We start from the raw sequence: 11,015 nt of genomic DNA on the forward strand, positions 1-11,015 counted from the left end.
CTCCTTGATTTGTGAAATTATTTCTTGAACAGTTCCCTGAATCTCTTCAAGAATTGTTTTTTCTGTCTTTTCCATGATAAATCTCCATCAGTTACGATTAAAACTGTAAGGAAGTTCTATTTCCTGTTTCATACTACGAGAAACGGAATTAAAAGATTCAGGAATATGCTATCAAGAGTTTATTGTGCATCAACTATAGGAGTGGACGCCCGTTTGATTGAGGTAGAGGTAAATCGAAGCGGGGGTCTGCCAAAATACTTTTTAGTTGGCCTGCCCGATCGGGCGGTTAGCGAGTCGAAAGACAGAATTGACGCTGCACTTAAAAATGCAGATGCCTATTTCCCTCGTGGTCGAATTACGGTTAACCTGGCTCCGGCCGACCTACCCAAAGAGGGCAGTGCTTTTGATCTTCCTATCGCAGTGAGCCTGCTTGCGGTATCAGAACAAATTCAAATTGAGAAACTTGAAAAAAGTCTAATATTGGGCGAACTTGCACTTGATGGAAAACTTCGTCCGGTAAAAGGTGTTCTTCCAATGGCTGTGGAGGCGAAAAATCAGGGATTGGACTATATCATTCTGCCAAAAGAGAACGGACCGGAAGCGGCCGTAGTGGATGGAATTAAGGTTTTACCTTTTGCAGATCTGAGAGAAGTGATGAGGTGGTTTGAGAATGAAAACAGCAAAGCACCGCTAAAGATTAATCCCAAAAATCTATTTAGTACGAACGGAAAAGCAGATGTGCTCGATTTTGAAGATGTGAGGGGGCAGGAGAATGTGAAACGTGCACTTGAGGTTTCCGCTGCGGGTGGTCACAATGCAATTATGGTGGGGCCACCGGGATCTGGCAAAACGATGATGGCCAGAAGGCTTCCTACTATTCTGCCGCCACTGACGCTGGGTGAAGCTTTGGAGACAACAAAAATCCATTCCGTAGCCGGAATTCTGGATAGTGGTAAGTCTTTGGTCACGCATCGGCCCTTCCGGAGTCCACATCATACGGTTTCAGATGTAGCACTGGTCGGTGGCGGGAGTATACCCATGCCGGGTGAGATTTCTATGGCTCATAACGGTGTGCTTTTTCTGGATGAACTGCCGGAGTTTAAACGAAGTGCGCTGGAGGTGATGAGACAACCTTTGGAAGATGGGAATGTGAGTATTTCCAGGGCACGCATGAGTGTGAATTATCCCAGCAGGATTATGTTGGTGGCATCGATGAATCCATCACCAACGGGCGATTGGTACGATCCTGATGATGAAAATGGAGCCACACCTATGCAGATGCAGCGTTATCTGAATCGTATAAGCGGACCGATGCTCGATCGGATTGACCTCCATGTAGATGTGGAAAAAGTCAGTTTTGATGAACTATCAGCAAAAACAAAAGGAGAAAGTTCTGCAAGTATACGTAAACGTGTTATAGATGCCAGAGAAATACAGAGCAGGCGTTTTATGGGAATTGAAGGAGTTTATTCTAATGCACAGATGAATACAAAAATGGCAAGGAAAATATGTCGTATTGATGATGCAGGAGAGGGAATGCTTAAGAAAGCGATGAATACTCTGGGTTTATCTGCCCGTGCTTACGACCGAATTCTAAAAGTATCAAGAACGATTGCCGATTTGGACAGGTCGGAGTCAATTCAAGCGAATCATATTGCAGAGGCCATTCAGTATCGAAGCCTTGACAGAGAAGGATGGTTAGGATGATTTAATCAGCGGTTAGGAGGTTTTAATCAGATTGTGAAACAAAATCAGTTATTTTGGATTAAAACAAGAAAAATTATGGAAGTGAGAGAAACAACAAAATATCGTTCTTCAGATTGGGTGTTTACACTCCCATTCATCCTATTTCTACTTTACCTATTACTATAAGTCAGATTAGGGTTACCAAAGTCGGTCAATGACCCGATCAGGGATAAGATGAATAAGCCAGGCAATCAAACGCCATCGGCGTGTTATGTAAGCAACCGGTTTTTTCTTTTCAATAGAAGTGAGTATCTGTTTCACAGCTTTTTCTGTTTCGGAAACCCAGAACATGCCTTTTTTTCCCTCTGTCATCTCACTCTTAATAAAACCGGCAACAATATCTGTTACGGTAATATCTTCTTTTATTTTGTTGCATCGCTGACGGTATGCCTGCATGTATGTAGAAATAAATGCCTTTGATGCACTATAAGGGGCGGCCCGGGATGATCCGAAAAGTCCGGCAATGGATGAAACTCCTACTATCTGGCCTTGACCCTGTTTTCTGAAATACTGAAAGGCTTCTCCAAATAGCTGAACAAATCCACTTACATTTATATCGATCACCTTCTGTTCCATAGCAGTAATCGAAGACGATGGGTAATTGGATATTCCCGCATTTAGGACGATGATATCCATTCCTCCCATCTCATTAATAAGTGATTTAAGGGTATTTTTGGCATCATCAAATTGAGACACATCCATTTTTGAGTAGTAGAACGAGTCTCCGAGTTCATCTTTGAGCTCTTTCAGGCGATGAACTCTTCGGCCGGTACCGCAAACTCTATATCCATTTTGGATAGCTTGTCTGGCAAGTTCTTCACCAATGCCGGAAGTGGCACCGATGATAATCATTTTCTTACTCACTCAATTGAGAATTAAACTTGAGATTCGACCGGTTGAAGCGAAGGATACTGAACTTTCATCCACTCGTAAGCACCAAATAGAACACCACTGTAGACCAGATTTCCCCCAAGCGTATTGTGGAAAAATGGAATAGCTGCTGTATAGCAGGCAATAAGTCCTTCAATAGATAGGGGATAAAGCGGGCTTGTAATCCATACACCGAAGTTGCTCACCACAAAGAAGATGACAGAAGCGCCTACAGCACCACCAACAACTCTGGCCAGTGATACTTTTTTCATGAGGTAGTAACCCAGAACTGCAATCAATGCGATACTTCCATATATGTAGAGAAAGCCACCGGTAAACCAGGCAAAGCCTTCATAGTACGATGAGTACATGATATTATTCAGCAATAGGTCACTGACCCAAAGAGCAATTATGGGTACAATCAATGCCCATTTTTTGTTTTTGAAATATGCAGCGCCAAACAATACAATTGCTCCAAGCGGAGTAAAATTGTATGCGTGTGGCAACAGCCTGGAAAGTGCTGCAAATAGTATAAAACCGGAAATTATGTAAAAAGTCTTTTTATTCATGAATTTGATAGCCTTTTGATTCAACGGTTAAATATAACAGTTGAAATGCAAAAGTGTGAATCTGAAATCAGTTTTAATAAAAAGAATAAAGAGGAGTGTAGAGAGGATTGTGCGGTGAGGAAATTGAGTCAACTAGTGCATCGGTTCTAAAAACAAAAAAAGCCCCGAAAACCGGGGCTCTTATTATCTTAAACCAACATCTGCTTTATATAGAAGTGGTTAACTCAAGATTAAGTTCTATATCTACCTGGTCGCCTACCACTGCAGTTGCAGCCCAGTCACCAACACCAACACCAAAATCTGTTCGCATCAGTTCAGCGTTAGCTACGATACCTGCAACACGAGTGTTTTCCTGCATTGGGTGATCCATCACGCCTTTCAATTCAAAAGGAAGATCAAGTTCACGGGTTACGTCGCGAATTGTAAGTTCACCACGTGCGACAAATTGATTGTCCCCTGTTTGCTCTATAGAATTACTCACAAATCTCATATTAGGCCATTGAGATGTGTTGAAGAAATCTTCTGAGCGTAAATGGTTATCTCTACGGTCATTTCTTGTATTAACGCTTTCGATCGGAATTGTTACATCGATATTACTTTCGGCAAGATTATTCGGATCGAAGTTGATTGTTGCATCAACATCATCAAAAGTACCTGTAACAGGTGTGAAAAAGTGTGTGATTGAGAATTTGATGGTACTGTGTGCTTTATCTACTTGCCAGCTGGTTGCATCTCTGTCGACTGTGGTAAATGCAGCAAAAGCTGTAAATAAAAATGCCGTGATTGTTAAATATGTCGCTTTTTTAATCATGATAGTTATTTGTTTTGGTTTTAATTTGTTCAATATTAAACTAAATAGACTTTCGTGAAGTTCCAACTCCAGCAGAAAAAGATCTATGTTGTATTAGGCTCTAATGTTTACGGCAGAACTACCGTTTCATGTTTTAGTTAACTTATTGTTAAGATGTGCTGATCTTATAACTTCTTACTCAGTGCATTTGAAATTTCAAACCTCCAGAGACGATCTGCGTGATCACCGGCATATTCTACACCGATTCGTTTGGATGGGACGATCTCTTTTGATGGGATATCTATGTTGCGATGTTCAATCCAAACCGGAGGAGTAGTTAGGCTGGTTTTGTTCAGGTCTGTTGTAATTCCCAATGCCTGAGTCAGTTTGCCGGGGCCATCAGTCAAACTTTGTTTGTTTTTTACGGCTCTTCTCTCTTCTATATGCTTTCGGCCATTCACCGGAATGATCCCCCGTATCAATACCGCATCGGCCAGGCCTTCACGGTTTGTAACTACGTTGAATAAGTGATGGATCCCATAACATAGATAGATGTATGCATTTCCAGGTTTCCCAAACATCACTTCTGTACGATCTGTACGCTTTCCATCATTTGCGTGACATGCTTTATCATTTCTGCCACAGTAAGCTTCCGTTTCTGAAATAATTCCTGCCGAAAATATACCATCAATATTGCTGCACAAGACTTTTCCCAACAAATTATGAGCAACGTCTACTACATCGGGATTGGAATAAAATTCGAGTGGTAAAACTTTTTCTTCAGAAAACATCAGGAGATGTCGGTATATGGATTTCTATCGGTTACAGGTTCACGAAGATATATTTCCTGGTAAGATCTTGCCATAATAGAAGTGATAATGAATAGTACAGCTGAGTAAAAAACCCAGAATATAATGATGATCAAAACAGTATAACCCTGGTAAAAATAACGATAGGCATTCAGTGCGTATTCCAGGTAAAAACTAATTCCATATTTTGCCACTTCAAAAAGAACGGTATAAGTGATTGCAGACAACAAGGCTACTTTTGGACGCATTCGGCGCTCGCTGATGTAGCGAAAAATGGCGTAAAAGAGAAGAATCATAAAAATGACCGGTATCACATTCGTGAGAAAATCCGCTATCCAGCCAAGCTCAATTACAATTTCTGTATAAGGAACTGCAATTTCGTTGAAAGAAAAAAGTGAAATAATTGAGATGGCAATGCTGAAAAAGAGAAAAACGCCGCCAATTACACCAAAAGCAAAAAAGTTGTGTACCAGCTCCATTACAGGGTGTTTTCTGTCTTCAACATCAAAGATTTCAAAAAGAGCGTGTTTCATCGTGTGAAAAAGGCCCTGAGCAAAAACCATGAGAATAGCGATACCGGCAACACCAAAAATGGTTCGTGCATTTACCAGCGGTTGAATGATTGTTTCAAGTGTTACGGCACTTCCGATAATATCTCCACTCTGACCTTCATAACTAAGGCTGGGAAGCAGTTCCCTGCCATATCGAATTAGTTCTTCAAAAGCTGCATCTATTGATAGAACAAAACCGATAATAGAAATAAGAATCAGCGTAAAAGGGATGGAACAAATGATTAGGTTGAACGTGATCGCAGAAGCGTTGTAAAAAACATGCTTTTTTGTGATCAGTTCCCAGATCTTTTTCCAGAATGCTCGAAATTTATGTTTATCCAACACGTGCATATAATAGAAAAATAAACCTAAATAAGGTGAATGCCAATCAGCATGCAAATACCTTGATATCTTTCGGTTGTAAATGATTATTTCATCAGTGTTCAAATCTTAAAAAAAGAGGAAAATTCAATACCTTTCACGTCTGCAAATCTAATTGATGCATGTAAACAATATTCATGGGTAAGAAAAAGAAGCAACAGACACCGCTGATGCGGCAATATTTTGAGATTAAGGAGAAACATCCCGGTACGATTCTTCTGTTCAGAGTGGGGGACTTCTACGAGACGTTTGCCGATGATGCCGTACTAATTAGCAAGGAGCTGGGAATTACTCTTACAAAGCGCAACAACGGTGGAGATCAGACTCCGCTTGCGGGATTTCCGTATCATGCTCTCGACTCCTACCTGCCAAAACTGGTGAAGCGAGGTTTTCGAGTAGCGATTTGCGAACAAACCGAAGACCCCGAGACCGCTAAAAAGGCCGGTAAAAAAATCGTGAACCGGGAAGTGACAGAGATTACCACTCCCGGCGTGACGATGTCTGATAAGCTGCTTGATCATAAACGCAACAACTATATCGTTTCGATATTTTGGGCCGGTGGTACTGCGGGAGTCGCTTTTTCGGATATCTCAACCGGTGAGTTTGGATTGAGTCAGGTGGGTAAATCAGAGTTGGACAGTTTGATTCAGTCACTGCAGCCGTCTGAAGTGCTTCTTCAAAAGAAGCTCAAAAACAGTGTTCCGCACGAGCTAAAAAATAATAACATCACCTATATAGAAGATTGGGTGTATGAGGGAGATTACGGCTATAAAATTCTGACAGAACACTTTAAAACGCACTCTCTTAAAGGCTTTGGTGTGGAGGACCTGGAAATTGCCCACACGGCTGCCGGATCGCTGCTGCATTACATGCAGGAAACTCAAAAATCTTCTTTGGGTCACCTGAAACGACTTTATGCTTACGAAAACAGCGAGTATATGTCGTTAGACGGCGCTACGAAACGAAACCTGGAATTGACATCCAGCATGCAGGAAGGCGGAACAGATGGAACACTGGTCTCTATTCTGGACGCTACCTCTACGGCGATGGGCGGACGACTGCTGAGAAAATGGATCATGAGGCCTCTCAAAAAAGCTGAGCCGATTGAGAATCGTTTGGAAGCAGTAGATGTATTGGTAGAGAATCATCCATTGAGGGAAGAGCTTCGTGATGAACTGAATCAGGTGGGGGATCTGGAGAGACTCATCAGCCGGATTAGCGTTGGCCGTACTAATGCTCGTGATTTAAAACAGCTTCAGCTTTCACTTGCACAGATTACGGCAATCAAACGAATTATAGGTCAGTGTGAAAGCACGTTGCTTAAATCTGTCAACAGCCGGTTAAAATTATTGATAGACGTTCAGGAGCGAATCAACGGGGCGCTGGTAGTAGATCCGCCGGCAAGTATTCGCGATGGGGGAATGTTTGATGAAGGATTTAACGATAACCTGGACGAACTCCGGGAGATTGCCCGGAACGGGAAAAAGTATATCGCTGAGATAAAGGATAAGCTGGCCAAAGAAGCCGGGATTCCGTCGCTCAAAATCGGCTATAATAAAGTATTCGGCTACTACATCGAGGTAACCAATACGCACAAAGATAAAGTGCCTGAGCATTTTATCCGCAAGCAGACTCTGGTCAACTCCGAGCGCTACATCACGCCCGAACTAAAGGAGGTGGAGGAGAAGGTACTCTCGGCCGAAGATAAGAGCAAAACCCTCGAGGGTGAGCTGTTTGAGGAGTTAAGATTATACGTAGCCGAATTCGCTGATGATGTGCAACAGATAGCCGGCGCCATTGCTGAGCTCGACTGTATTCAGAGTTTTGCGGAGGTAGCATTTCGGAATAACTATGTGAAACCGGAGATCAATGAAGACGACACGGTTAATGTAAAAAAAGGACGTCATCCGGTGGTTGAGAAGACACTCGAAGCCGGAGAGCCGTTTATCCCGAATGATATTTACCTAGATAACACAGAGTTTCAAATTCTGATGATCACCGGACCGAATATGGCCGGTAAAAGTATCATTTTGCGGCAGACCGGACTGCTGGTATTGATGGCTCAGATCGGCTGTTTTGTTCCGGCCGATAAAGCCACGATCGGGCTCGTGGATAAAATCTTTACCAGGGTGGGGGCTTCCGATAATCTTGCGGCGGGTGAAAGTACCTTTCTTGTTGAGATGAACGAAGCCGCCAACATTCTGAACAACGCCACACCAAAATCCCTGATTCTCCTGGATGAAGTGGGCCGGGGAACGAGTACATTTGACGGGCTGAGCATTGCATGGTCGCTCTCAGAGTATCTTCATAATAAACCGGAAGTGGCTGCAAAAACGCTCTTTGCCACACATTATCACGAATTGAACGAGCTTGAAGACCGCTACGAACGAATTAAAAACTTTAATGTTCAGGTGAAAGAGCACGACGGAAAAGTAATCTTTTTACGGAAACTGGTTCGTGGCGGTGCCGATCACAGTTACGGAATTCAGGTGGCCAATATGGCGGGACTGCCGGAAGTTGTGATCAATCGTGCAAAAGAGATTCTCTCGAACCTGGAGAGCCACACGCTGGATGTGAGTCACGACGGCAATGGAGCAATGGCCCAATCAGCGAAAAAGAAAGAGGCCGCAAAGAAGGTTGCCAAAGAGGTAGAAAAACAGGCTGAACTACCTCAGATGACGCTTTTTGGTTCACAAATGGACCCGAACGTAGAAACATTGCTGAATAAGCTGGATGCTGCCGACCCCAATCGTATGACACCCATTGAGGCGATGCTTATGCTGAGTGAATTGAAGCGTTTGGTAAAATCTCAGGAATGAAACACTCTGCCAAACATATTTCCGATCGTATTCGCCTGATGATCGCCACCAAGCAGTTTCAGGTGGGGGAGCTGCTGCCTTCCACCCGGGTGTTGGGCCAGCAGTTGGGCGCCAGTTTTCATACGGTCAGGAAGGCTTATCATCAGCTTGCGGATGAGGGGCTAATTACCCCGGAACAGGGACGCGGATTTGTGGTGAATCGCCAGAGCACCTCGCTTGATAAAACCCAGCGAATTGAGATGGGAACCGAAAAGATGCAAGAGCTCCTTGAAGAATTGATCGGTTATGGCCTGGATGAAAAGGAGATAGAGGCGATCTTTGAAGAGCAGATCAGCTACATGGAGTGGCCCGATCGCATTCAAAGCATTGCAACAGTGGGAGAGACGGTTGAGCTCGCCAAGCTGTTGTCAGACTCCATCAAAAATCAGATTGGCGTAAAAAGTGTACCGATTTCGGCAACTGATTATGATGAGCTGGTTAGATACGATGCACTTTTTGTGCCGATACATCTGGTGAGCGAATTCAGGTCACTGAGCAGTACCATTCGCCTGCTTCCGGTGGTATTTCACTATGATGCCGATGTACTTCTATCCATTGTAGATCGATCCGGAATTGAAGCCATCGGGCTAGTTACGGCCGAAGAGGAATCGATCTCAAAAATTATTGATGAACTGAAAACACTGATGAATTTTGAGGGAGCATTTGTGGCGGGAGCAACCTATGGTAAATCTCTTCCGCTATTTGTGCGAAATACCGATTTGATCGTTTATACTCCCGCAAGCGCCCGGCTCGTGGAACAGAAAGTAGCGGAGATGAAGCGAGTAAAACTGGAGTACATCATTTCTGAAAAAAGTGCCCAGATGATACGGTCCGAAATGTGGGATCAGTAGATTTTGTGGCAAGAGGCGAGTTCGTTTTCTGAGTTTACCAAACGTGAAACGGCAAACGTGAAAAATTGCCAGATAATATTCGATTGTACTTAATGAAACTGTTAGTTTTAGATATTCAGAATGTTAGTGAGTGGGAATCCGACTTCTATTGTTTAGATAGTAATGAAATAAGGTTTCCTTAAAAAAATGGGTCTGGGGATGATTACAAATTGATATCCTAACACCCCTCTAAATCTCCCCTTTTTAGGGGAGATTATTGCCTTTTCAATTTTGCGTTTTCACCTATAGATGGATATAAAAAAACTTCTCGATCAAGCCATTACCGCCCTCGAATCGGAAATTGAAACGGTTCGGGAAAAACCGTCATCGGACGTGCTGTTTGAAGGCAAGAGAGACAAAGTTTCTGCTTCAGAAAATGTGAACTATAAGTTTGAATCTCACCAGCCTGCCATCCGTTTTGCAGAGGAGATTAAAGCAATGTCAGGTGAAAAAAGCTGGACGGTTCATCCTGTCTCATATGAGGATAAAGAGATAATCCTCCAGTTTCCTGAGGATGTGGGCGACTCCATCAGCGAACTACATGTTGAATGGGAGAACGATTTTATTCTGAAACGAACGCTTTCAGAAATTGTAAAGCTGGATGGGAGGAAAAAAAGCGAACTGGATCGGCTAGAGCATCTCTTTGAACCTAATGGTCAAGCGATTCCCGGTCCGGATGAAGTGGATGATGACGGCATGCGGAACGAAGCGCAGCTTGACGCGATTCGAATGTCGATGAATCGCAGGGCGACGTTTATCTGGGGTCCGCCGGGAACGGGTAAAACGGCTACGCTGGGATATATTATTGCCAACTATCTGAAGAACGGAAAGAAGGTTCTGTTTGCATCCAATACCAACCGGGCGGTAGATGTGGGGTTGCTCAGTGCGCTTGATGCACTTCAAAAAATTGGTTTGAATATTTCAAAAAATCGAATCACTCGTTTTGGCGAGGCCGCCCTGGATGCTGCCGAACTGGAACCGACGCTCTTTTCCAATCAGCTTGAACAGACAATTCGTAAACGGCAAGAACAGGCCGGCGAGTGGATTGGGCTGATGGAGCGCAGAAAGCAGGCGCTGCAGTCTGTTGAGAAGCGACTGAGAAACGGAAAACAGCCAACAAACAATCAGGAGCTGGAGATGAAACTGATTGAGCAGAAAATCAAGGATGCCGGCGGATTGGAGGAGCTGGAGGCAAAGATCGAGGAGCTGAGTCAGGTGAACGACCGCGCCGAGCTCTGGAAAAAACAGCTGGTGGCCACAACGCTCGCAAAAGTGTGTACGTCTGACCTGTTTCACGATCTTGAATTTGACGCTGTGGTTGTGGATGAGAGCTCAATGGCCAACCTGCCCTACATGATGGTGCTCGCGGCTCACGCCAAGTGGCACATGGTGGTTGTGGGCGACCCGATGCAGCTTCCGCCCATTGCGCTGACGAACGACCGAAAATCCCGTGAGTTTCTGGAGAAAGATATTTTTACCACGGTTTCCGGCGCTGACTCATCAGAAGCACTTTTCCGATGGCACGATGAACACCCTGAATTCACCGCTTTT

The 11,015-nt window shown here is 43.8% G+C and carries 9 protein-coding genes; 4 read left to right on the forward strand and 5 right to left on the reverse strand.

Annotation, left to right across the window (positions count from 1 at the left end; genetic code table 11):
- The first annotated feature begins 165 nt into the window (after nt 1-165).
- A complete protein-coding gene (locus ACESM0_RS10035; RefSeq protein WP_372906082.1) occupies nt 166-1,707 on the forward strand; it encodes a YifB family Mg chelatase-like AAA ATPase in 1,542 nt (513 codons plus the stop codon).
- A gap of 177 nt (nt 1,708-1,884) precedes the next feature.
- Here the strand turns inward: ACESM0_RS10035 and ACESM0_RS10040 are convergent, their stop codons facing one another.
- The 5 genes from ACESM0_RS10040 to ACESM0_RS10060 form a co-directional block, all read right to left on the reverse strand.
- Nucleotides 1,885-2,598, reverse strand: a complete 714-nt coding sequence (locus ACESM0_RS10040) for an SDR family NAD(P)-dependent oxidoreductase (protein WP_372906083.1) — start codon at nt 2,596-2,598, stop codon at nt 1,885-1,887.
- Between the two features lie 23 nt (nt 2,599-2,621).
- A complete protein-coding gene (locus tag ACESM0_RS10045) occupies nt 2,622-3,185 on the reverse strand; it encodes a DUF6580 family putative transport protein (RefSeq protein ID WP_372906084.1) in 564 nt (187 codons plus the stop codon).
- A gap of 205 nt (nt 3,186-3,390) precedes the next feature.
- Nucleotides 3,391-3,996 (reverse strand): YceI family protein, encoded by a 606-nt coding sequence (locus ACESM0_RS10050; RefSeq protein ID WP_372906085.1) that lies wholly within the window; start codon nt 3,994-3,996, stop codon nt 3,391-3,393.
- Nucleotides 3,997-4,160: 164 nt separating this feature from the next.
- Nucleotides 4,161-4,766 (reverse strand): DNA-3-methyladenine glycosylase, encoded by a 606-nt coding sequence (locus ACESM0_RS10055; protein WP_372906086.1) that lies wholly within the window; start codon nt 4,764-4,766, stop codon nt 4,161-4,163.
- Complete coding sequence (locus ACESM0_RS10060; protein ID WP_372906087.1) at nt 4,766-5,677, reverse strand: YihY/virulence factor BrkB family protein; 912 nt, start codon at nt 5,675-5,677, stop codon at nt 4,766-4,768. Before ACESM0_RS10060 ends, ACESM0_RS10055 begins: the two co-directional genes overlap by 1 nt.
- Nucleotides 5,678-5,853: 176 nt before the next feature.
- Between ACESM0_RS10060 and mutS the strand changes: the two genes are divergently transcribed.
- From mutS to ACESM0_RS10075, 3 genes are all read left to right on the forward strand, one after another.
- Entirely contained in the window at nt 5,854-8,535 is a 2,682-nt protein-coding gene (gene mutS / locus ACESM0_RS10065) for a DNA mismatch repair protein MutS (protein ID WP_372906088.1), read from the forward strand.
- On the forward strand, nt 8,532-9,425 hold the full coding sequence (locus ACESM0_RS10070; RefSeq protein WP_372906089.1) for a GntR family transcriptional regulator: 894 nt from the start codon (nt 8,532-8,534) through the stop codon (nt 9,423-9,425). The genes mutS and ACESM0_RS10070 overlap by 4 nt, the downstream gene beginning before the upstream one ends.
- Nucleotides 9,426-9,713: 288 nt before the next feature.
- Nucleotides 9,714-11,015 (forward strand): AAA domain-containing protein (locus ACESM0_RS10075; protein WP_372906090.1); only part of this gene is annotated, 1,302 nt, incomplete at its 3' end.

Origin of the sequence: Rhodohalobacter sp. (assembly GCF_041686455.1) — a bacterium.
Taxonomy (GTDB): Bacteria; Bacteroidota; Rhodothermia; order Balneolales; family Balneolaceae; genus Rhodohalobacter.

What these genes read in the sequence shown, in the direction of transcription:
- ACESM0_RS10050 (WP_372906085.1), bottom strand. Translation starts at nt 3,996, where the DNA reads ATGATTAAAAAAGCGACATATTTAACAATCACGGCATTTTTATTTACA.
- mutS (WP_372906088.1), top strand. Translation starts at nt 5,854, where the DNA reads ATGGGTAAGAAAAAGAAGCAACAGACACCGCTGATGCGGCAATATTTT.
- ACESM0_RS10055 (WP_372906086.1), bottom strand. Translation starts at nt 4,766, where the DNA reads ATGTTTTCTGAAGAAAAAGTTTTACCACTCGAATTTTATTCCAATCCC.
- ACESM0_RS10045 (WP_372906084.1), bottom strand. Translation starts at nt 3,185, where the DNA reads ATGAATAAAAAGACTTTTTACATAATTTCCGGTTTTATACTATTTGCA.
- ACESM0_RS10035 (WP_372906082.1), top strand. Translation starts at nt 166, where the DNA reads ATGCTATCAAGAGTTTATTGTGCATCAACTATAGGAGTGGACGCCCGT.
- ACESM0_RS10040 (WP_372906083.1), bottom strand. Translation starts at nt 2,598, where the DNA reads ATGATTATCATCGGTGCCACTTCCGGCATTGGTGAAGAACTTGCCAGA.
- ACESM0_RS10070 (WP_372906089.1), top strand. Translation starts at nt 8,532, where the DNA reads ATGAAACACTCTGCCAAACATATTTCCGATCGTATTCGCCTGATGATC.